Here is a 22,230-nt window from a genome sequence, read left to right as displayed (position 1 = left end):
ATTTCTTTAGATTTTCTTCATAAAAGATTTACATTTTTAATATTCGTTTACTTTTACATAAACTCACTGCTGAAACGCTTAGTAATGCAGCTATCCCCATCCATGCATATGTGTAGCCTTTTCCATCTACTATATAACCAAACAAAGCAGGCGCAAAGATAATAGCAATTTGATTAAGCGTAAGCGCAAAACTCACTGTTACGCCTACCGATTCCTCACTTGCAGACTCAGCAACTTCGACCATAAAAAGACTAAACCAACCAATTGCAAAAAAACCTAACAGTCCGCTTGCCACAAATAATGCCCCAAGTCTCATTGTATGTATACTCATCACAACAACTAAAATTAAGCAAAAAGAAATACATGCACATATAAACAACGGTGTACGACGATTCCCTTTGTAATATGTATCACTTATTGTAGCTAATATAATTCGGCCTATCATTCCTGCAACTAGCATAACTGAAAATACTTTCCCTGCTACAATAGGTGTTATCGATTTTTCAATGACTAAAAATTTTATAAAATGTCCGACTAATATCATTTGTAAAGAAATCATGCAAATACCTGTAATAAAAATTGGATACAGCTCTTTTTTACATATTACCTTTTTTAACTGCATCCAAAAAGAAATACTTACATTTTCTTGGCTCGTGTGTTCTCGTACGTACGATTCCTTATAAAATATGAAAAACAATAACCCGCCTATTATACATATAGTTGCAATAACATTTATCGTATAAGATAAACTAAATTTAATTGTAAGCAAAGGGATCGTTACTCCTGCTAATGCCCCGCCAATAGGTATACCAGCTTGCCGTATTCCCATAGCTAATCCGCGCATTTCTTTCGGAAACCATTTCAAGATTACTTTACTTCCCCCTGGCTGAGATACGCTATAAAAAGTTCCTATTAAAAGAAGGACAAATAATAGCCCAATAAAGCCCCTTGCCATATGAGCAAGTAAAAGCGCCCCGCCAAGTAATACAGTGCTCGCTCCAATTAATATTCTTTCGTTATATCGATCAAGTAACCTTCCGGCAAAAAGCATACAAAACAGCGGACCAATATTTACCGAACTTATTAACAACCCAACCTGCATATTCGAAAGTACATATTTCTGTTTCCAAAATAAAGCGAGTACCCCTACTCCATATGTTATAAGTGTTGCACTTGCCTGTGCTACCGTTGCCAAAGTTAACATGCTCCATTTATTAGAACTACTGTACTTTTCAATTTTTTCTTCACTTATCAACGTTATCTCCCCCATATCCCTTTCATTGTATGAAGGTTCTGATATCATGTAAAATAAGTGTTAATAATAGAATCCATCAAAAAAATTGATACCTTTTTCGGGGTGATAATAAATGGACATAAAAGATTTAACGGTTTTTTACGAAGTTGCGACAGTAGGAAATATATCTCATGCTGCTAAAAACTTAAACTATGTACAATCAGGTGTAACGATGCGTATAAAACAACTAGAAATTGAGTTAGGTGTGCCTTTATTTTATCGAAATGGAAAAGGCGTTACTTTAACTTCTAACGGAGAAATTTTATTAACATATGCAAAACAAATCATCCATCTAATCGATCAATCCATTCAAGCTGTCCAAAGTAACGGAACCGAGCCAAAAGGCACGTTAAAAATCGGGTGTACAGAATCGACAACAGCCGTTCGTCTCCCGCCTATATTAACGACCTATTATGAAAAGTATCCAGAAGTTGAATTGATTCTAGAAACAAATACGACAGACCAATTAACTCAGCTCGTTTTAGAGCGAAAACTAGACGGGGCTCTTATCGCTGGAAATATTCAGCATACTGAACTTCATACACTTTCATTTCGAGAAGAAGAACTCGTTCTCATTAGCAAGACTCCTCTATCTTCCTTTAAAACAATAGAAGAACTGAATTTACTCGCTTTTAGTCAAGGTTGTTATTACAGAAAACTATTAGAAAACTGGCTTCAAGAAGAAGGGATTTCACCTAAAAGAATACTAGAGTTCGGAACAATTGAAGCAATACTTGCATGTGTAAAATCAGGTATGGGTACGGCTATTATGCTGAAATCTATTATTCCAGATTACGAACATGGTTTATCTTTAAATACATTACCAAATCACTTTAGAAAGGTTCCTACTACTTTTATTATTCGAAAAGATATTTTCCACTCAGCTGCCTTGCAAAAATTTATGGAGATGATCAACAATGCGTGAAAAAAAATACGCGGAATGAAACGAAAAACAAAAACTCTTATAAAAAGAATTGAAGACTCTACTAAAGCATTTCCGTCTACTTTCTATAACGATGAATACTGGCATATGTCTTTACCAGGCTCTCAAGCTTTTATCGATTCTAGTACAACACCTAGGAAAGTAAAGCGATTGTGCATTCAAACCCTGTTAAATCAAGCGAATCAATTAATGACAATGAAACCGAACGATACAAATACATATCGAGTCGTTGTTATGATCAAAATAGCAAGCTTATGGAACTCACAAATCATCATATTTAAAAACGATGACTACTTTCAAAATTTTTTCAATAGAGATAACGAATTTCAAAAATGGATTCCCCTCTCCAATGCTTCCGACTTCGGGCATGAATGGAAAATATCAATTTCTAACAGTGTCCAAACATTGCATTTCCAAGAGATAATCCATGATGAAGATGGATTTTATGATGAAGGAGAACTTTTGTTTATAGGAGAGTTATCATAAAAGGGGAACTGTCAAATGAAAAACTTCCCTTTTTCCACTAAACAACATCGCTATATGATGAATTTAACATTTCACTATATAGGAGGTTTTCATATGGTAATCCCTAAATATTCTGAAGTCCCACATCTTACGAAAAAACAAATTGAAGAAATAACCGAAATCGCTTTCCTAAAAGAATCAACACCACAACAGTGTGATGCAATTTTCGTTTTCGGTGGTTCCCATCCTGGTAATTGGCAAACTCCTTTACATGCTTATCAACAAGGTTTAGGTGCACAAATTATCGTCACAGGTGGTACTAGTTTACATGGAATGAAACATCAAAACTGGAATTAAGGAATAATGTAAAAAAAACTGCTTATTTAAACAGTTTTTTCACATTATTTCTTATTATATTTTAGACAATACATTTTCTTGGAAAGTACGTTCTTCTTGATCTTCATATCCTGTTGAAACAACTTCTTGAATATCATCATGGTTAAATAAATATGTGAAATCTGGATTCATATAGCCTTCTGGATAAGGACACCCCATATAATCGAACTTCCTTACCTCATCCGTTTCTACTTGTTGTTTCCTCCCAAAAATCATGAGTTTCTTTGTACCTTCTTTTAAAATTACAATAGAACCTATAGGAAAAAGTTGCGAATTCATTGTCTTTTCTCCTTTCTTGTAAGTTTAGGTTTCTTTTGAGAATAGGGTATATTTACATGTCCCGAAGCAGCCGTGGATTGTCTCCTTTCCTTCCTTGACAATCTAGGCTTCTTTTGAGAATGTAATTTTTTTAAATGTCCTGAAGCAATACATTGTTTTTTGAAATCAAAGTAAAAATACAAATGTGTACTTAGCGCTAGGAAAACAACTGAAATAAATGAAAAAATAACGATTATCACAATCGCCATAGCTTTTTGGCTCAAAATCCCAATAATAACTTGACCAATCATATAACCTAAACCCGAAAAATATACAATTTTAGGAATTTTCACATCTTGATCAGTTGTCCCCCTTAAGCGGGCTGTAAAATATTTAATCCAGAATAATTCAGATTTATAAACAATTAAACTATATGCAATAAGCGATAGAGTAAAAAATAAAGGTGACTCTATTTCTACGAATTCGTAAGCTAACTTTTGCACAGCTATGAAGCTACAAAATGAAATACTTAAAGCAACAAATCCAGAATATAGTAAATGTTGCAATTGAGGCTGCCGAGGCTTATGAATAGAAACCCAAATTCCCCATAGATTACATATCACATAAAATGGAAAAGCTGCGTAAGAGTATATATTGTACGGCGGAAATATGAATAGAATGATAAGTAGCATAAAATTCATAAATAACCATACAAAGCCTACAATATTCCTTATATTAAATGGTATTAATATTCGTATACAATCATCTATGTTGTTGCCATTATATTTGTCCATTACGCACCTCATCAAAAATTAAAAGATTTTATCTAATACAGTTCCGATTCCAGATTTAACTCTATCTTTTACCGAATCCTGTTTGCCATCATGATTCCAATCACCTTTGTTAAATTTGATTCCATCTGTTAACACACTCATCCCTATAGAAATACCAAAGCCAATTCCGGCCCCAACTACAGTTCCAATTGGTCCCCCAATTACTTTACCTATTGCAGCACCAGCCCATGCACTAGTAGCAGTAGAGCCAATCCCGATTGCTGCATCACCAATAATATCACCAGCTATCTTAGTTTTTGACGCTTTATTTTCAATATTTTCCTTTGTATCATTAATTACATCCCATCCTACAGCTGCATAGCCTAAAACATTTGTTTTTAATTTCAATGAATCTTTAAGAATTTCTTTTGGTGATAAAACATGTCTTTTTACATCGTCTATTTGCTTTACTTCGGCTAAAGGTAATTTTGTACGCCTTATCACATTAAGTCCATTTTTATCCTTTAGTACGTTGCGATTTTGAAACCTTACCATTTCTTTTCCTTTTTTATTTGTGTAGGGTGTTACACGCAAACCTTTATTATGTAAAGCTGCCAACTTGTAGGCAGCTGCACCTTCAGTTACAGTACCAAGTAAAGTAAATAATGATCCCGTAGGGTTATCTTTCCAATCACCAATATCGCCACCCAACGGTGCAAACCAATTAACATCAATTGCTTCTTCTCCAAATGAAACTTCTTGTTGATCAGCCTTCTCAAAACGATCAGCAGCTTTTCTTAATGCATCACTATGTTCTTTTAAAACTGTCGTTATAGTAGCTAACACTGAGCCTGCGTATTGGGATTGATTTAACACAGCATCTCTTCCAGATACTTGGAAAGGAATATCAAATAACTGCTGATTGATACGTTGATGTGTTTCAGATAGCTCATGAGCTGTTTGTTCTATATTAGAAGCCAGTTTCCTTAAATGATCAGGAGTAACCTTAATTTCACCGCTCACCTTGTTTTACCGCCTAATGATTTAAGATAAAGTACCATTTTCTTTATCTCTTCAGTAATTGTAAAGGTATCAAGGCAAATAAAATTCGTTTGTGTTTGCTTATTATCTAAAACTTTTTGGATTAGCCAATATTGGTTTTGACTATATAAAAACTGAATACAGTCTGTAGACCATGAGTCCTTTATATAATAATGAACTTGAACAGTATTTAATTCTTCACGATTATGTATAATGTTTGCTAACTCTAAGGAAGCTTGATCATCTAAGTAAAGTTTCAAGTAATCTACTAATTGCTTGTTTGATTGATTTAAAATAGTTTCCTTATATGCAGAAGAAGGGATTTTAAATGTATAATTTGGACGAGAGAAAGTATTTTTAGGCTGTAATGCTTGATATATAAATTGCCAAGCTACCTCTGGTGTCCCGCATTCTTTAAATGTACATTGTTTTTCACCGTTATCATCTGTTATTACATTTTGTATAACCTTTTTCTCACTAAAATAGAAAATGTTTTTTTCTAAAGCGCTGTTTTTACTTATCTGTACTTCAATAACAAATCCTGTAGTTAAACAAATACGAAAATATTCTAAAAGTTGTTTGTCACATAATGTTTCATCTTCTTTTATTATGAGTAGCTCTTCGTTTGTCCAATTCTCGTACATTACATCTAATTCTTTGTCTATTTCCTCATCTGACCAATTTTCAAAGGGGTTCTCAATTCCAATCATCGTTTCATGGTCAAATATACCAGTTAATACATATCTTTATTTGATAAAATAAGAGGTTCAATAGTCAAATAGTCCCACTCTCTAGCGTAATATATAATCTCTAGGAAATATAATACAATAAAAAAATGATTCAATCTAGTAATTGCCAACACTTATAACTAAAAACTAAAAAAATTCTAATAACAACAAAAAGAAAGGGAATTAATTTACATATATTTTTATAATAATAATGGCTCTTCACTAAACAATTTTATTTTGTAAGCTAAAAAAATAGAAGTATCGTCCTATATAAGACAATACTTCCTTAGTTACTTAAAAATCACATAATAAATTACCCATTACTTCTTCAAGCACTACATCTGGATTTACTACCTCTTTTTCCAAACGCCATCCTATAAAGCCATCTGGTCTAATCAATGCAGCACCTCCATGCCCTATCCCATATAGTTCACTCAAAACATCTTTTTGAGCAACAAAGTCTCCACTTAAACCAACACGATACACTTTTATATTTACTCCTATTTTAGATGAAACGTCACGTGCAGCTTCAGTCCAAGTACTAGGCTCTGCTCCAGTAAGTAACACAAAGTTGCTACCAAATAGATCAAGTATAGAAACTTCTTTTCCTTCATAAGTTCCCCAAAAATGTGGCGCACGCGTTCCCGGGCGTCCGTTCAAATCAACTATATTCATTCTATGCGGTGTGTTACATTCGTCTATAATTGCTTCTGAGCAATACTGATAACCAGCAGTGACAGCTAAATTACTCAAATTACCTTCCTCTCTATTCGCAGCACGAAATAATATACTACTCGCATGGTCCGTCGTTAATTTTGCAACAGGATATCTCTCGTCATGATACGTTTCTAACAATTTTGGATTTGCTTTCCCTTTTATAACAGCCGCTAATTTCCAAGCTAAATTATGTGCATCTTGTATTCCTGTATTTGAACCGAATCCTCCTGTTGGCGGCATAATATGCGCTGAGTCACCAACTAAAAAGATGCGATTGTCCTGAAATTTTACCGCTGTACTTTCGTTATCGACTGGAATAAGCGCACCAATTACTTCTGGATGAAGTATCATAGTAAAACCGAATGCGTCTCCTTTAATAAATTCACTCAAATCCGCTTCAAAATATATGTTCATATAATAACCACCGATTGTACCACGGCCCTCAGTTAGAATACCTAGCTGTTCACGTATTTTACTTTTTGCTCCATCTGCTGCAATTACATAATCACAATGAATCATGATCTCTTCTTTCGTGTCACGATTTCGAATAGTTGCTATTACTCCGTTCTCATTTTGTTCATAAGAAACCAGCTCATGATAAAAAAATAGCTCTCCGCCTAATTTTTTCGCGCATTGTAACATCATCTCTTCTAAAGTAATTTGATAACAAGCAGTTTGTTTTGAAGGGCTAATCTCTTCCACTTTACGAAATAAATTTTCGTTATTTTCATACTGCGCCGCCCTTATTTGTTCCAACTCTTCATGCTTTACCTCAGCTATTGTTTGAACTGCAATTCTCCCGTGACAATTCTCTAATGCTTTACCAGCTAATCTAATTCCTTTTTCTAGACCCAGTTCTCGGAATAATTCCATTGTGCGAAATGTAATTCCACCCACTTTCGGATGAATCGCAGTAGACGGATGCCTTTCAATAAGTACATAATCAATGTTATGTTTCGCAAGAAATAATGCAGACGATAATCCTGATAATCCCCCTCCAACAATTAAAACTGGTACATGTTTCGATTCCATACATTTTCCCTCCACATATATTCTTCTGAGCTCAGTGACATAAATATAATCAAAAAACCAACAAAAATATAGACTTATATTTCATTTTGAATTATCATATAGATAGATTACGCCCCAAATTACTTTTATCCTTTCATACATCTACAAGTCACTTAATTTGTGTGTGTATGAAAGGATAAAAAAGAAGGCCCTACTTTACTTTGAACTATTCTCTGATATAGACATCAAAAATAATAAAAACATTATAAGCGGTCGTAACTTTGTAAATTATACAAGGTTACGACCGCTTATTTTATTGTTAAATGGCTACCCTTTATCCTCGGCAGACATCGTATTGTTAAATCATTTTCTACCTTTCAACTCCATTATTTTCTATTCCCTATAATAACTACTCCATAATTTTCAATACGTAAAAATGGATTCGTCTCGATTTTCTTTCTCAATATTGCAGCTCATACAACATTCATGTAGCATTACCGTATCGATGTAATGGTTCATCATCTTAAACCTTTCGACTAATTATTGGAGGTATAGTGATTGAAATGAATAAACAAGAACAATTAAATGTTATTAAAGAAGATTTTATTAATTGTCAAAAAGTATTAGTGGCAATTGGTGACGAAACACGTCAAGCTATTTTGTTAGTTCTAATGAAAACAGAATGTCAAACTGGATTACGTGTTGGCGAAATCACTAAACAAACACACCTTTCTCGACCAGCAGTATCACATCACCTTAAGATTTTACGAGAAGCTGGTATTATTTTAATGCGTAAAGAAGGTACAAAGAACTTTTATTATATTGACATACGTACCAAATTAGGATTATTAAAAAATCTTGTATTAGATATTGAGAAGCTACTGCAAAACTTTTATTGAAATTTGGAGGTATAAGAAATGAGAGCAATGGTGATTGATAAGTATGGGAAAGTTCCAATGCGCATGACTGAGATGCCCACCCCTGAAATAAATCAGTATGAGGTGCTCGCAGAAATTCATGCAGCTAGCATTAACCCAATTGATTTTAAAATACGCGATGGAAAAGTGAAGTTGTTACTTAAATATAAAATGCCCCTTATTCTTGGTAATGACTTTTCTGGTGTCATTGTAAAAGTCGGAACAAAGGTGACTCAATTTAAAGTTGGTGATGAAATATATGCACGTCCAAGAAAAGATAAGATCGGTACTTTTGCGGAATATATAGCCATTCATGAAGATGATATAGCCTTAAAACCGAAAAATTTAACTTTTGAGGAAGCGGCGTCGATTCCACTCGTTGGCTTAACATCATATCAAGCATTACATGACATCATGCAATTACAAAAAGGACAAAAGATTTTGATTCACGCTGGATCCGGCGGTGTTGGTACTTTCGCAATTCAGTTAGCAAAAATAATGGGTGCCACTGTTGCAACAACTGCTAGTGAAGCTGGTGAAAATTTAGTAAAGTCTCTTGGCTCAGATGAAATTATTAATTACAAAAAAGAAAAGTTTGAAGATATACTGAAAAATTATGTTGCGGTATTTGATACACTTGGCGGTACAGCACTTGAAAAATCATTCGATATTATAAAAAGCGAAGGGAACATTGTTTCCGTTTCAGGAATGCCGAATGCTCGCTTCGGTAAAGAATTTGGTTCAGGATTTTTCAAAACACTCTTATTTTCATTAGCAAGCAAAAAACTTACTGCACTTGAAAAAAAGCATAATGCTCAATATTCGTTTTTGTTTATGAAACCAAGCGGAGATCAATTACGTATAATTGCAAAGTATATTGAATCTGGACAAATCAAACCTATAATCGATCGTATTTTCCCTTTTGAAGATACTCAAAAAGCAATGGAATATTCAGAGTCTGGAAGAGCAAAAGGAAAGATAATTGTAAAAATCAAATAATAACAAAACTCCATTTTAATCAATCTTTATAAAAATGGAGTTTTTGTATTTGCTGTTAAATAGACACAATGCACTGAAGTCCTTACAATAGATTGCAAGGGGAAATAATAAATTATACTTTTAGTTAACTTTACAAAGAATACATACGTACAAATACATATTCAAAATACAAAAAAGGAGGAGATAAAATGACTAATAATAAGGAAGCTGGTTGGAATTTAGAACATAGTTATACGACTTTACCACAATCATTTTATACAGAAATCCCCCCAACTCCTGTACACTCACCGGAGTTAATTAAACTAAATAATTCTTTAGCAATATCTCTTGGCTTTACTCCTGAGGAATTAAAAAAAGAAACCGAAGTTGCCATTTTAGCTGGTAACGCAATCCCAGAAGGAGCTCATCCACTAGCTCAGGCGTATGCTGGGCACCAATTTGGTCATTTCAACATGTTAGGAGATGGTCGTGCCCTTTTAATTGGGGAACAAATTACTCCTTCAGGCGAACGGTTTGATATTCAATTGAAAGGTTCCGGTCCAACTCCATATTCGCGCCGTGGTGATGGCCGCGCTGCACTCGGTCCGATGCTACGTGAGTATATTATTAGTGAAGCGATGTACGCGCTTGATATTCCAACTACTCGCAGTTTAGCAGTAGTCTCAACTGGCGAATCAATCTATCGCGAAACGAAGTTACCTGGAGCTATTTTAACTAGAGTTGCAAGCAGTCATATACGCGTTGGAACATTCCAATACGCCGCAGCTCGAGGCTCAATCGAAGATCTCAAAGCTTTAGCTGATTATACGATAAAAAGACATTATCCAGAGGTTGAATCTACTGAAAATCCATATGTCGCACTACTACAAGAAGTCATTAAGAGACAAGCAATCCTTATCGCAAAATGGCAACTCGTCGGCTTCATTCACGGCGTAATGAACACTGACAATATAACGATTAGCGGTGAAACGATTGATTACGGTCCATGTGCCTTTATGGATAGTTATAACCAAGGAACAGTATTTAGCTCTATTGACACACAAGGCCGTTATGCATACGGAAATCAACCATATATGGCTGCATGGGATCTCGCACGTTTAGCTGAATCTTTAATACCGATACTACATGAAGATGAAGAAGAAGCACTAAAAATTGCACAAGATGAAATTTCAAAGTTCAGTGTGCAGTACGAAAACAATTGGTTCCTCGGAATGAAGAAGAAATTAGGACTATTTAGCAATGAAGAGCATGATCAATCACTTATTGAGAAACTTTTAAAAGCAATGGAAAAATATAAAGCAGATTATACAAATACATTCCGTGCATTAACTGACAATACATTAGAAAATGCACCTTTATTTGAAAGTCCTGAATTTAAAGAATGGTACGAGCTATGGCAATCTCGGTTAGAAAGACAAAAAGAATCACAAGATGATGCCTACAAGTTGATGAAAAATAACAACCCAGTAATCATCCCTCGAAACCACAAAGTAGAAGAAGCACTAGAAGCAGCTGTTAAAAATGGAGACTATAGCGTAATGGAGAAACTTCTTCAAGCTTTAGCAAATCCTTATGAATATTCTCAAGAACAAGCGGATTACTGCACGCCTCCTGTGCCGTCTAATCGTCCTTATCGTACTTTTTGTGGGACGTGATTTAGAGCACTAAGACTGTTTTTCTGCTTCTAATTGTATTATTTATTAGTGTAATTCCCACTAAATTCAAGTACACGATTCGTTATTTTCCATAAAGGAACATTATAAATAGAAAAGGTGTTTTCGTATAAAACACCTTTTCTACTTTTTTCTCCATCTTGTGAAAAAAAACGTAATTTAATACTCTAGTTTGCGTTTCTTTTATGTATTACATATCGTTAGCATATTCTATGTGATTACAGTTGTATATTATCACCTCTATCAATTTCCTCCCATGCGAAAAAGGTACTTACACCAAACAAGCTGTCACGAGCAAAGGAGAGCTCCTTACTTCCTACCTATTTCTTGCCTAATGCGTTAACTTGGTAACTGTTCTATTAAAATTCTTCTATTCAATCTTCATTTTTTCTTATTATATCCAGGTACATCGATAAGGAACAACTATTCTCGAATATAAAAATCCAGCTATTGTACAAATGTTGATAAAAAATAAAGGAGGAGAGAATGAATCCATTTTAATATAACTAATGAGAATTTGTATGTTCCAATATCTTCACTATATTCCTCAACAATCTTTTATTAAAATTCATTACAATAGTTTAAAATTATGACGGATTACTTTCAACATAATGTGAAGGTAGCTCTCACAACAAAAAACTGGCTTGTAAACCTTTAATGTTTACAAGCCAGTAAATAATATCAACTAAAGCTAGCACTCTTAAAATAATACTTTAGAGTTGTCTTCCCTCTAAGTATACTAACTCAGGTCTCGTTGGAGACCACCCTTCTCCGTGAGTCGATTGTAACTTATTGATGACAGTATTTGCGGTTGTTGTTTGTTGAATCTTTGGAGTAGTATTTATCGTAAAAACTGTAATACCTGTAACAGCTAAACTCATTACCATTAAACTCAGTTTCTTCATTATTTTAACGCCCCTTTAGCTACATTTGTTTTTCTTGCTTCAAGACTTAAACAAAAATATTCACTAGACGTTTTATAATCACACATCTCATATAACCTAGCTGCCATCACCTCAGCATATTCTTCTACATAATAAGAAAGATTCTCTTCTTTGAAATAAGAAATCCCTGTAACAATTACCCTTTTTAATTCCTCGATAGTCACATTATTATTTAATGCTTTTAAAATATTGAAATGATGTGTATATTCTTCATTCTCTACTTCTAAACAAAGTTTCAATCCTTTTTCAATAAGGATTGAAGATACATTTGTTTCACTTAACTTAGAATATTCCCTAGCTTGTAAAAAAACAGCTTTGAAATGATTAGGTATTTTCTCTGTTACTTCTGATAAGTGACGGATAGCTAATTCAGAAAGGTTTTGATTTGCATATAGCCACCCTAAGTTGTGCCGCACGAATGAAATTAATCTTTCTTCATTATTTTTTTGTAATAAATTTAATGCAGAATTTAAATGTTCCTCGGCCTGTTCAAACTGTTTTAGAGATACACAACTCATTCCAATAGTATTTTCGCAAGAAGCAGTATTACTTTCATAACCTTGGTGCTTAGAGAAGATATCTTTTGAAATAGTTGCATAGTGAACAGCTAAAAGTGGTTCATTATTATTATGATAGAATAAGGCTAACTTAGATTGAAATTCAGCTTGTTCAATTTCGTCTGGAACGTCTTTCAAAAAAAACTCTGCTTTTTCATAATATTTTTTCGCTTCTTTATAATCTTTAAGTATAGTAGCATATACCGCTTTACAAAAATGGTAATAATAAGATAAGAAACCATCCGTCGGAATTTTAAAAGAATCTATTTCGTCAAAGCTTCTCTTTGTGATACTAAATCTATCAACAAGCGTTTTATAACGAAAATCTAGTAAGAAATAATATAATAAATTTTTTTCTTGCAACATTTTATTTGATTCTTGTTTCAAAACATCAATATTTTTATCAATTTCTTGTTTTAAATTAGTTGCTTTTGACAATTGTTGTTGTAACATTGCTTGATACCATTCATTAAGTTGCTTTGTAACCTGTTCGCTTCCCTTCACTGGAATGTTCATAAAATCCCCCTTTTTTGAATATTCTCACATAAATAATAACAAATAGATATTAAGATATAAATATCTCATTCATATTTCTCAACATTTATTTAACATTAAATCCATTAAATTAATCACATGCTGTAAATTTTTTAAAACACTAAAGAAAATTGCCTCCCCCTAAATACAGCGTCTAAATCACTATAAAAATCTATAAATACAATATATTAACACTTTATAAATGTGTATTCACACTCCACCATTATTTTAAACACCCTTCTTCATCAACCCTGCAATCCCCCTACTCCCCTCACTCCCAACTTTCTCAAGTTCTTCTATAACTAACCCTCGTCTCTCCACAGAATGATTTTGACTTAACTTCGCTTTTCCTTCTATTTTATGTATCTTTATTTTGAATCCAACTATTCCCCTACTTAATCCTTCCATATAATTCGGATCTACATCATTCAGTGAGTAGTTGCTCTTTGGATTTTCATATTTATGTACTAAATCTTGAAGAGAGTCTATTAATTCCTGTTCATCTTCAACAATTTCTAACTCTCCATATACATGCACCGCAACATAGTTCCATGTTGGTACTGCTTTATTTGTTTCATACCATGACGGCGAGATGTAACTATGTGGCCCTTGGAATATAGCGAGTACTTGTTGATTCCCACTATCTTTCCACTGTTCATTCGGACGTGCGAAATGGCCATGTAAAGTTAGAGTCTCCCTATTTAATAACAACGGCAAATGCGTTGCGTACGGTGCTCCGTTATGTTGAGAAAATAAAGTTGCAAAGCTATTTTGTTCAATAATTTCGTACTTCTTCTCTTCATCTTGTATAGTGAAATGTTTTGGTATGTACATAAGCTCCCTCTTTTCTTTTCTTATCTTCTTATTTCTCATTATATTTATGAACTTTATTATTGGGCAGGGACAGATGATAATTGTTTTATAAGGTCAGTGCATATAGTAAAACCTTTGTTTCAAAAATAATAGGTGGCATTATATGATTTCTGCCACCTTAGTCAATTTTTTTATTTATACAAACTCCCTTATTCAACGATCCTTCATAGCTTTTTCTAATACATATTCAATAAATTCCGTTTTACCTAAGCTATAACCTCTGAATATGCGTATCCTTAAAATCAGTTTCATACTTCAATCCATACCCAAGCATTCGATCCATTCCAATATGTGCTGTCCATATTAAACCAATCATTAAAATTGTATCCATCTTTAAATAGACCCCTATTAAAACAAGTAATATTGATATGATATATGTGTGAAATAGATTATAAATTTGTGCACCAACACGTTTGTTAATAGCGTACGCCACCATTGCTAAATCAGGTGCAAAAAGTAATACGATAAATAATAACCAACTAAATCCACATAATGCATATATATAAATCGCAGCTAATAAGACGACCAATCCTTCAAAGTGTATAATTCGTTTCTCCAAAATTCATCATTCCTTATCTGCTAGCTTGAAAATTTTATTCGGATTTAAAATATTTTGCGGATCAAGAGCTTTCTTTATTTTCTCCATTACCAATAATGCCGCACCATGTTCTTCTTCTTGATACTTCTGCTTTCCTATTCCAACGCCATGCTCTCCTGTACAAGTTCCGCCACGCTTAAGAGCATACAGTACAATACTTTCATTTATTTCGTCCGCTTTTTTCACTTCATCTTTATCATTTGGATCAATCATTAAGAGCACGTGAAAATTCCCGTCTCCTACATGGCCAAGAATACCACCAACAAGACCAACTTTATCTAATGTCTCTTTCGCATGTTGTATTGCGCCAGCTAATTCTGAAATTGGTACACAAACATCCGTACTCATCAGCTTTTTACCAGGGTAACTATGAACGTAAGAGTATGCTAAGTTATGTCTTGCATCCCATAATTTATTTCTCGCCGCAGTTTCAGTTTCAAAAGCAACTTCTTTACATTTATGATCAAAAACAATTTCCTTCGTAAACTCGATATCTTGCGTTAGCCCTGCTTCATTTCCGTGAAACTCTAAAAACAGTGTTGGTTCTTCTCTGTAATTTGTTTCATTGTAATGATTTACTTGTTTCATAGATAATTCATCAACAAGTTCTATTCTCGCAATTGGAATGCCAGCTTGCAGTATATTAATAACAGCTTCTACTGCATCATTTATAGTTGGAAACGATGCTCTCGCAGCCATAACATGTTCTGGTATGCCGTATACTTTTAATGTTAGCTCTGTAAAGCATCCAAGCGTACCTTCTGATCCTACGAAAATACCATTTAAATGATAACCTGATGATGACTTCGCCGCTAAATTGCCAGTATGTATCACTTGCCCATCAGCAAGCACCACTTCTAAATCACGAACTTGATCACGCATTACGCCATACTTAACCGCTGTCGTTCCGCTCGCATTCGTAGCAGCCATGCCCCCTAACGTTGCATCTGCACCTGGATCTACACTAAAAAACAAACCGTACTTTTTCAATTCTTTATTGAGCTGAGAACGAGTCACTCCTGGTTGTACTTTCACAAGAAAATCTTTCTCTCTTATTTCAAGTATTTTGTTCATTAATGAAAAATCAACTGTAATCCCCTTTTCATAAGGAATTATATGACCTTCTAAACTAGAACCTACTCCAAATGGAATGACAGGTTTTTTATGCTCACTCGCTACTTTCATTATTGCTCTAACCTCTTCCATCGTTTTTGGAAAAACAACTACATCAGGTAAACTACTATTATGGTAAGATTCATCTTTACTATGTAACTCTCTTACTGTCTTATTAACCACTACTTGCTCTTCAGGAAGTACATCCTTTAATTCATTTACTAAACGTTCAATTGTTATTTCCATTACGTACTCTCCTTTTATATTATTTACGCCACATTAATTATACCATTTTTATACAAAATAATCAGAATAGTAAGATTCCTATAATTTTATATATAAAAAAGAACTTGCAGTATTCCCTACAAGTTCTTTTTTATAAAACTATATTTTAGACGATTTCTTCAACAGAATCATAAACCAAACTAAAGTAAATGCCATCATAGAATGAGAGAACCCTACAATATAAGTTAACCCTTTAAAGTCCGCTCCATTTAGTTGAAGAAGTCCTCTCGCTGCTAGCGAACCTAACATTAAAGTTAATGCGATATTATGTAAAATAAACCAGTTATTAAATCCTTTCACTTCATGAAACGCGAATACTTTCGCTAATCCTAAAGCAATTAAAAAGAAGAAAAAGCCAAGTACTAACGTATGCGTATGCAAAAGATTTAATAAAGTAGATCCTAAAATCCCTTTATATTTTCCATACTCCCTAGCAAATATTCCTGACAATAAACCGATAATCAAATAAGTAAACGATGCATTATATAATTTCTTCATTATGTACCTCCTTAAGTAGAATGTGTAGTGCGTCATATTTAGTAATAATGATAGTTATATAGTAAAAACTCCTAGTTACCTAGGAGTCATTGTATAAGTATCTCACTCTTTACAATCAATTCTAATTATAAAATATCCTTTTATACAAAACAAACGAACTTTATGTGAACAAGCAGGGCTCTATTAAAATATGTTGCACTTTTGTATTTCGCAATCCATACTAATTGTTATAACTATTAAAGGTGGTGCAATAGATTGATAGTTCTTGAAACTGAAAGACTCACTCTTCGCTGGCTCGATGTAAAAGATGCTCCGTTTATTCTTGAATTAGTAAATGATCCTGCATGGATTCAATTTATTGGTGATAAAGGTATTAAAAACTTAGAAGATGCAAAAAAATACATCTTAAATGGACCCGTCGATATGTATAATAAAATGGGCTTTGGTCTTTACTTAGTTGAACAAAAAGAAAATCTCACACCAATTGGTATGTGCGGCCTTATTAAAAGAGATTCATTAGAAGATGTTGATATCGGCTTTGCCTTTTTAGAAAAATTCCGTTCGAAAGGATACGGCTATGAATCAGCTTCTGCTGTAATAGAATACGGTGTACAGAAGCTAAGAATGAAACGAATTGTAGCAATTACTTCTATAGATAATGCTGCTTCAGGTACGCTGTTAGAAAAAGTAGGATTGCGATTCGAAAAAATAATTTCAGACTCAGGAGAAGATCTAAAATTATTCGGGTATAACGCATAACAAAAAAGGATCGCCATGAATGGCGACCCTTTTTTTCACTTCACTTCTACCGTATAATTCCCTGTTCCACCACCATACTGGTATACATGTAAATAGTACTTCCCTGGATACGTATAGTAACTACCTACTAATTTATTTCCTTGTTGCTGTGCATACGTAACATAATTATTTAAATCTGCTTCTGAATAAAGAACCCAGTTTACTCCGATATTATTTTCCTTCGTTACATTAATTTGAAGATTTTTCGCAGTTTCTATATTTATTTCAAAGTAATCACTCGTATCACCGTTTCCTAAACTAGCACGTAAAACTTGATTTAACTGCAGTTTATTTGCCGTTTGGAATGAATTATTTGGCTCTTTTTCTACACTGTTATCTTCTTTCTTTTGAACCGTTACACTTGTTGTAGCAGTATTAGTTAATCCTTTATCGTCTGTTACTGTTAATTTCGCCGTATACGTTCCTTCTTTTGTATATACGTGAGTTGGATTTTGCTCATTACTTACCGCACCATCACCGAACTCCCAGTTATAAGAAGCAATTTTCCCATCTTCATCTTTTGATCCATCGCTTTTAAACGAGATTGCTTCATTCGTATGTCCGCTATACGGACCATTTATAACCGCGACCGGCGCTTTATTCACAGCACCTTCTTCTGTATTAATACCGTGGAACACAACATCATATTCAAATTGCCCTGATGCATTTACACGGTAATTCACGAAGTAAGCTGTTACTGTTTTATAGCCTGTCCATTCTTTTGCACTTAAACGTTTTAACGTATCATTAACGTTTTGCGTAATTGTTTTCCAGTCTTCATATTCTCCTTTTGCAGAAGTTCCTGTATATGTTCCTTGCAGTGTAAATGTATTAAAGAATTGTGATTTATTTTTCTTTACTGATACATTACTTAATTTTGCTTCCGCTGTAATTTCTGCGGCAATATCTGAAACTGGTTTCGGTGCATGAGTTGCTAAATAATCATCTGACACTAACGGAACATTATATTTCTCACGGTTGTCTACTAACATTTGCATATAGTCTTGATACTCTTTATTTAAATTCGCATCTTTACTTAAAGCAGAGCGATATGCATCATATGCTGTTACATCATTTTTCCTAATAAGATCATGAACTTTATCAAACATATCGTATCTCTTATTGTACATATACGATTGTAAAGCAAAGGAATAATTATAGAAATCCCACGTTCCATACTTTGCATTTAACGTTCGCTCTGCCGTATAACGTTCTGCTGGATTCGAAGATAGTCCTCCTATAATGCTCTTTCTTGGAACGACGTTGTCCGTTCTCGTTGCACCTGCAAAAAACTCAGCATTCCCTTCTTCAAACCAAGATAATCTCTCATTCTCATACATCTTACCTTGCCCCCAAAGTCCTGGCACTTCATATCTACCTTGTAAATAATGCGTGAACTCATGTCGGAACAATTCTTCTAAACTATAAATACTTTCTTGTGGCGTACGTTCATAAGTAAAGAACGTACCTGTTCCTTCTATATAAAGACCGCCGTTATTCGTTTCATATCCGTACAATTGACGGTTAAATTGGTATTCAGCTGGGCTATTATAAATAACCATCGTTAATACATCATCTGGATTTCCTTTTTCTAACGGTTGGTCACTTTCAACCGTACGATGGAATTGTGCCTTCACTTCTTTTGCTGCCCAATATAAACGTTTAACTTTCTCCTCAGTCACTTTATCTCCGGCTTTTAAAACAATTGCACCATCATCAAACGTATACGTTTTCGGCAAATACTTTTTCTTCCCATTTTCTCGTATTTGATCTAAATTAACAACGTTACCGTTTGCATCTTTCCCGCCATAATTCGTCGTAATTTGCTCAGCTGCTACGAAATATTGCTCACCTAAATAAGGATAGATTTTCATCGCATCTGTTACAACTTGTAATCCTTTCGTCCCTGTACTATGGAATATGCCGAGTCTCCCTGTATAATAAATGCCATTATTAATAAGCCATCCGTTTTTCTCTGTAATCGTTCCCATTAACGCAAATCTACTTAACTCATTAATATAACTATCTATTTTTTGGTACCATACTGTATCTTTCGGTACTTTTCTCGTATCGTACAAATACGATTGAATATCATAATCGACACCTTGCATAATATCGTAAATCGCATTTCCAGCTGAAAGATTATCTACCAATGTAGAAAAATTATCATTATATTGTTTAAAAATCTTTGCAGCCGATGTTACCGTTTCCACATCACTCGAAGCATTTCCTATTAATTTTCCGTATGATGATACAACTCTATTTTGTTCCAATGTACCGAGCTTGAAATTTGGATTGTTCGCAATCGTTTTTAACGCCGGCAAGCACTTGTCATGATAGCTCCGCTCATTAAGTTTACTTAATTCTGCATTATAAAAACCTAAATAAAATCCAGAGCGCAATACCTCTACTAATGTCTCAACCCCTTTTGAATCATCCTTCGTATAAGCTTGTCCTTGCTGCTTCAATTTATCAATAATTGCCTGCATCCTACTATCATTTTGATAGAATGCAAGACTGTCCTTATTAAACTGAAATAGCCCCGTAATTTGCTCCCAATCGATTGTTACAAGTAAATCTACTAATTGTTGATTGCTTAATTGATTTAATTCAGCAATTGTATAAGTTTTCGCTACAGCTAATTGCTTACTTTCCTTTTTTACTTCCGGTGGTCTTTGCGATAAATCAGCAAATTGTAGCCTTTTCTCAAAAGACTTGCTTTCTAATACTTTCGATGAATGAGCTAATTCTTCCACGGGCAGTTGTACACCAACCGGCTCCATTTTTAGCACATTTCGATATGAAACTTGCTCTCCCTTAGTATCTTCCGCCAATATGCTTCCTTGAAAACTCCCTAACATTAAACTAGCAAAACTTACCCCTACTAAAACTTTTTTTGAATAGCCTTTCATGCTCTCCCCTACCTTACATTTTTTAGTGTCCCGCTCCATTATTTTACTATTCTGACTATTTATTCTGTATTGAGAAAAAAGAAGGGAACGTTCACACATGTATCCATCCAAAGTGAAATTAACACTTGACTTCACATGTGATTTATGTCAAAAAAGGATAGATAATAGCGAAATTCCTGCTACATTTATCCTCTATTTCAACACTATGATTTTAACTTTATAAACGTAATTTCCGGTAATGCTTGTATATGCTGAATAAATGCATTCTTTTCTTCTGACGATATATTTTTCAATTGCATCCCTACCTTATAAACTATTTCTGTATCTTGCTGTAAAGCTTCCACTTCATATGAAAGTATTGGAATACCTTTCACTCGTAGCGTCTCTACTATTTGTTGTACCACTTCGTGTTTATTTATACACATTTGCACTGTTATATTTTGCGGAAATAAAAATTGCACCTTAAAAATACGACTTACAATCTCTAAACCAATCAAAACGAGAATCATCGCTCCAATCCCTACAACATACATACCTGCTCCAATTGCTAACCCTATTCCTGCTGTAGCCCATAAACCAGCCGCTGTCGTTAATCCTTTCACTGCCTGCTTTTGAATAATGATTGTACCTGCACCTAAAAATCCAACTCCACTAACAACTTGCGCTGCAATCCGGCTCGGATCAAGAGCCATATGTTCTTCAAACACAATATCCGAAAAAGCATATTTCGAAACGACCATTATTAAAGCACTCCCTACGGCTACTAGGAAATGTGTTTTTAATCCAGCTTCTTTTGAGCGAATTTCCCTTTCAATACCGATTATCGCCCCTAACAAACCAGCAACACCGATTCGTATAATAAAATCAATATGTAAGCTCACAAGCACTTCCCCCTTTTATTCATTATAGAGAGATAAAACAAAAATTATCACATGCATCTACCCATCGATATAAAAGCATTTTATTAAAATACATTTAATATCCCAGTGATTTTATGTTAATATTTTAAATATTAACATAAATAAAACATCCTACTTCTCATACAAAAAACCTTTAAAGTTCAACGTCTAACTTATTTTCAGTTAAAAATGGCATATGAGTTGCGTGAAATGAGGTTGAGAAAGTCAGGAAACGCTTTCATTTCATATCATAATTTTTGTGAAAAAAAACATAAATAAAAGGAGCTTACTAACAATGAACATCTCTTTACTTACACCTACTACCGATTTACAAGAAGAATACTTAGATTTTTATAACGAATGGAAAGATAGCGGTGAAGCGATGATTCCATTCGTTATTTCAAAAAATCCTTCTAATTTCACGACAATGATTCAAGAATTACACGACGCACATAACGGAATAAATATTCCTGAAACTTGGGTACCAGATTCTACTTATTGGCTCGTGACAGATGAAAATAAAATTGTAGGAGTTGTTAATATACGTCATAGTTTAACTGATCATCTATTTAATGCTGGAGGCCATATCGGTTATGGTATTCGCCCTTCTGAAAGAAGAAAAGGTTATGCTACAAAGTTACTAGAGTTATCATTAGAAAAAACGAAAGAATTAAACATCACGAAAGCACTTGTCGTTTGTGACGAAGTGAATACGGCTTCTGAGAAAACGATTTTACATAACGGCGGTCTCCGGGATGAAGATTACACTGAAGAAGATGGGAATGTTGTGAGAAGGTATTGGATTGAGCTCTAAATAATCAAAAACAAGCCAGAAAGTGAATCCCTTATCAAGACCTAAATTGAAAAAAAGTTGATAAATTAAAGGACATAACATATTTTATATAACTAATATGTTATGTCCTTTCTTCTTCAATTAACTGTAAAAAGACAATAAAGCTATTAAATTTTAAAGACTAAAACAAGCATAACCCCGTTCTAAATTT

At 34.0% G+C, this 22,230-nt stretch carries 20 protein-coding genes and 2 pseudogenes; 8 read left to right on the top strand and 14 right to left on the bottom strand.

What is annotated here, in order from left to right; all coding sequences use genetic code 11:
• Window positions 1–28: 28 nt before the first annotated feature.
• A complete protein-coding gene (locus NSS74_RS06960; protein WP_002142633.1) occupies window positions 29–1,255 on the bottom strand; it encodes an MFS transporter in 1,227 nt (408 codons plus the stop codon).
• Between the two features lie 112 nt (window positions 1,256–1,367).
• Here NSS74_RS06960 and NSS74_RS06955 point away from each other — a divergent pair, with 112 nt between their 5' ends.
• The 3 genes and pseudogenes from NSS74_RS06955 to NSS74_RS06945 all read left to right on the top strand — a co-directional run.
• A complete protein-coding gene (locus NSS74_RS06955; protein ID WP_002033425.1) occupies window positions 1,368–2,219 on the top strand; it encodes a LysR family transcriptional regulator in 852 nt (283 codons plus the stop codon).
• A gap of 15 nt (window positions 2,220–2,234) precedes the next feature.
• Window positions 2,235–2,723 carry a DUF3916 domain-containing protein gene (locus NSS74_RS06950; RefSeq protein WP_002033424.1) on the top strand — a complete coding sequence of 163 codons (489 nt, stop codon included), beginning with the start codon at window positions 2,235–2,237 and terminating at the stop codon, window positions 2,721–2,723.
• Between the two features lie 93 nt (window positions 2,724–2,816).
• Window positions 2,817–3,056: pseudogene (locus NSS74_RS06945) on the top strand (hypothetical protein); the annotation flags it as partial.
• 57 nt (window positions 3,057–3,113) lie between these two features.
• Here NSS74_RS06945 and NSS74_RS06940 read toward each other — a convergent pair.
• The 5 genes and pseudogenes from NSS74_RS06940 to NSS74_RS06920 form a co-directional block, all read right to left on the bottom strand.
• Window positions 3,114–3,377 (bottom strand): DUF4176 domain-containing protein, encoded by a 264-nt coding sequence (locus NSS74_RS06940; protein WP_001088077.1) that lies wholly within the window; start codon window positions 3,375–3,377, stop codon window positions 3,114–3,116.
• Window positions 3,374–4,162, bottom strand: a complete 789-nt coding sequence (locus tag NSS74_RS06935) for a hypothetical protein (protein ID WP_172796659.1) — start codon at window positions 4,160–4,162, stop codon at window positions 3,374–3,376. Before NSS74_RS06935 ends, NSS74_RS06940 begins: the two co-directional genes overlap by 4 nt.
• Before the next feature lie 6 nt (window positions 4,163–4,168).
• Window positions 4,169–5,152, bottom strand: coding sequence for a WXG100 family type VII secretion target (locus tag NSS74_RS06930; RefSeq protein WP_002142638.1), 984 nt, complete (start codon window positions 5,150–5,152; stop codon window positions 4,169–4,171).
• Window positions 5,149–5,948, bottom strand: a pseudogene (locus tag NSS74_RS06925) (hypothetical protein). Before NSS74_RS06925 ends, NSS74_RS06930 begins: the two are co-directional and overlap by 4 nt.
• A gap of 244 nt (window positions 5,949–6,192) precedes the next feature.
• Window positions 6,193–7,647 carry an FAD-dependent oxidoreductase gene (locus NSS74_RS06920; protein WP_340813322.1) on the bottom strand — a complete coding sequence of 485 codons (1,455 nt, stop codon included), beginning with the start codon at window positions 7,645–7,647 and terminating at the stop codon, window positions 6,193–6,195.
• A 533-nt stretch (window positions 7,648–8,180) separates the two neighbouring features.
• Here NSS74_RS06920 and NSS74_RS06915 point away from each other — a divergent pair.
• The 3 genes from NSS74_RS06915 to NSS74_RS06905 all read left to right on the top strand — a co-directional run bounded on the left by NSS74_RS06915 (window position 8,181) and on the right by NSS74_RS06905 (window position 11,197).
• Window positions 8,181–8,525: an ArsR/SmtB family transcription factor gene (locus NSS74_RS06915; RefSeq protein WP_002033417.1), complete on the top strand. Its 345-nt coding sequence runs from the start codon at window positions 8,181–8,183 to the stop codon at window positions 8,523–8,525.
• An 18-nt stretch (window positions 8,526–8,543) separates the two neighbouring features.
• Window positions 8,544–9,542 (top strand): NADP-dependent oxidoreductase, encoded by a 999-nt coding sequence (locus NSS74_RS06910; RefSeq protein ID WP_340813320.1) that lies wholly within the window; start codon window positions 8,544–8,546, stop codon window positions 9,540–9,542.
• A 188-nt stretch (window positions 9,543–9,730) separates the two neighbouring features.
• Window positions 9,731–11,197, top strand: a complete 1,467-nt coding sequence (locus NSS74_RS06905; RefSeq protein ID WP_340813319.1) for a protein adenylyltransferase SelO — start codon at window positions 9,731–9,733, stop codon at window positions 11,195–11,197.
• Window positions 11,198–11,928: 731 nt separating this feature from the next.
• On the opposite strand, the gene NSS74_RS06900 is transcribed toward NSS74_RS06905, so the two are convergent.
• The 6 genes from NSS74_RS06900 to NSS74_RS06875 all read right to left on the bottom strand — a co-directional run bounded on the left by NSS74_RS06900 (window position 11,929) and on the right by NSS74_RS06875 (window position 16,617).
• Window positions 11,929–12,120, bottom strand: a complete 192-nt coding sequence (locus NSS74_RS06900; protein ID WP_340813317.1) for a Phr family secreted Rap phosphatase inhibitor — start codon at window positions 12,118–12,120, stop codon at window positions 11,929–11,931.
• Window positions 12,120–13,232, bottom strand: a complete 1,113-nt coding sequence (locus tag NSS74_RS06895) for a response regulator aspartate phosphatase (protein ID WP_340813316.1) — start codon at window positions 13,230–13,232, stop codon at window positions 12,120–12,122. The genes NSS74_RS06900 and NSS74_RS06895 overlap by 1 nt, the downstream gene beginning before the upstream one ends.
• Window positions 13,233–13,478: 246 nt before the next feature.
• Window positions 13,479–14,084: an FMN-binding negative transcriptional regulator gene (locus NSS74_RS06890; protein WP_340813314.1), complete on the bottom strand. Its 606-nt coding sequence runs from the start codon at window positions 14,082–14,084 to the stop codon at window positions 13,479–13,481.
• Between the two features lie 250 nt (window positions 14,085–14,334).
• Window positions 14,335–14,682, bottom strand: a complete 348-nt coding sequence (locus NSS74_RS06885) for a DUF4260 domain-containing protein (RefSeq protein ID WP_002111060.1) — start codon at window positions 14,680–14,682, stop codon at window positions 14,335–14,337.
• 6 nt (window positions 14,683–14,688) lie between these two features.
• Window positions 14,689–16,080 (bottom strand): FAD-binding oxidoreductase, encoded by a 1,392-nt coding sequence (locus NSS74_RS06880; RefSeq protein WP_002142649.1) that lies wholly within the window; start codon window positions 16,078–16,080, stop codon window positions 14,689–14,691.
• A gap of 138 nt (window positions 16,081–16,218) precedes the next feature.
• On the bottom strand, window positions 16,219–16,617 hold the full coding sequence (locus tag NSS74_RS06875) for a DUF2871 family protein (protein WP_002033617.1): 399 nt from the start codon (window positions 16,615–16,617) through the stop codon (window positions 16,219–16,221).
• A gap of 255 nt (window positions 16,618–16,872) precedes the next feature.
• On the opposite strand from NSS74_RS06875, the gene NSS74_RS06870 reads away from it, so the two are divergent.
• The gene (locus tag NSS74_RS06870; protein ID WP_002142650.1) at window positions 16,873–17,376 is read left to right on the top strand and encodes a GNAT family N-acetyltransferase; all 504 of its coding nucleotides are present in this window, start codon (window positions 16,873–16,875) and stop codon (window positions 17,374–17,376) included.
• Window positions 17,377–17,411: 35 nt separating this feature from the next.
• On the opposite strand, the gene colA is transcribed toward NSS74_RS06870, so the two are convergent.
• Both colA and NSS74_RS06860 read right to left on the bottom strand, forming a co-directional pair.
• A complete protein-coding gene (gene colA, locus NSS74_RS06865; protein ID WP_340813311.1) occupies window positions 17,412–20,327 on the bottom strand; it encodes a collagenase ColA in 2,916 nt (971 codons plus the stop codon).
• A 203-nt stretch (window positions 20,328–20,530) separates the two neighbouring features.
• A complete protein-coding gene (locus tag NSS74_RS06860) occupies window positions 20,531–21,208 on the bottom strand; it encodes an MgtC/SapB family protein (RefSeq protein ID WP_002137642.1) in 678 nt (225 codons plus the stop codon).
• A 313-nt stretch (window positions 21,209–21,521) separates the two neighbouring features.
• Here NSS74_RS06860 and NSS74_RS06855 point away from each other — a divergent pair, with 313 nt between their 5' ends.
• Window positions 21,522–22,040, top strand: a complete 519-nt coding sequence (locus NSS74_RS06855) for a GNAT family N-acetyltransferase (protein WP_002137643.1) — start codon at window positions 21,522–21,524, stop codon at window positions 22,038–22,040.
• Window positions 22,041–22,230: the final 190 nt, after the last annotated feature.

The sequence above is a fragment of the Bacillus sp. FSL E2-8868 genome, from assembly GCF_038005505.1.
In the GTDB taxonomy this organism is placed as follows: domain Bacteria; phylum Bacillota; class Bacilli; order Bacillales; family Bacillaceae_G; genus Bacillus_A; species Bacillus_A mycoides.
The sequence above is the reverse complement of the archived record's forward strand: the minus strand, read 5'-3'. Positions and strand labels throughout refer to the sequence as shown.

Excerpts from the sequence above, each read along its gene's own strand:
- NSS74_RS06875 (WP_002033617.1), bottom strand. The coding sequence starts at position 16,617 with ATGAAGAAATTATATAATGCATCGTTTACTTATTTGATTATCGGTTTA.
- NSS74_RS06950 (WP_002033424.1), top strand. The coding sequence starts at position 2,235 with ATGAAACGAAAAACAAAAACTCTTATAAAAAGAATTGAAGACTCTACT.
- colA (WP_340813311.1), bottom strand. The coding sequence starts at position 20,327 with ATGAAAGGCTATTCAAAAAAAGTTTTAGTAGGGGTAAGTTTTGCTAGT.
- NSS74_RS06890 (WP_340813314.1), bottom strand. The coding sequence starts at position 14,084 with ATGTACATACCAAAACATTTCACTATACAAGATGAAGAGAAGAAGTAC.
- NSS74_RS06935 (WP_172796659.1), bottom strand. The coding sequence starts at position 4,162 with ATGAGGTGCGTAATGGACAAATATAATGGCAACAACATAGATGATTGT.
- NSS74_RS06880 (WP_002142649.1), bottom strand. The coding sequence starts at position 16,080 with ATGGAAATAACAATTGAACGTTTAGTAAATGAATTAAAGGATGTACTT.
- NSS74_RS06900 (WP_340813317.1), bottom strand. The coding sequence starts at position 12,120 with ATGAAGAAACTGAGTTTAATGGTAATGAGTTTAGCTGTTACAGGTATT.
- NSS74_RS06895 (WP_340813316.1), bottom strand. The coding sequence starts at position 13,232 with ATGAACATTCCAGTGAAGGGAAGCGAACAGGTTACAAAGCAACTTAAT.
- NSS74_RS06940 (WP_001088077.1), bottom strand. The coding sequence starts at position 3,377 with ATGAATTCGCAACTTTTTCCTATAGGTTCTATTGTAATTTTAAAAGAA.
- NSS74_RS06910 (WP_340813320.1), top strand. The coding sequence starts at position 8,544 with ATGAGAGCAATGGTGATTGATAAGTATGGGAAAGTTCCAATGCGCATG.
- NSS74_RS06905 (WP_340813319.1), top strand. The coding sequence starts at position 9,731 with ATGACTAATAATAAGGAAGCTGGTTGGAATTTAGAACATAGTTATACG.
- NSS74_RS06920 (WP_340813322.1), bottom strand. The coding sequence starts at position 7,647 with ATGGAATCGAAACATGTACCAGTTTTAATTGTTGGAGGGGGATTATCA.
- NSS74_RS06855 (WP_002137643.1), top strand. The coding sequence starts at position 21,522 with ATGAACATCTCTTTACTTACACCTACTACCGATTTACAAGAAGAATAC.
- NSS74_RS06955 (WP_002033425.1), top strand. The coding sequence starts at position 1,368 with ATGGACATAAAAGATTTAACGGTTTTTTACGAAGTTGCGACAGTAGGA.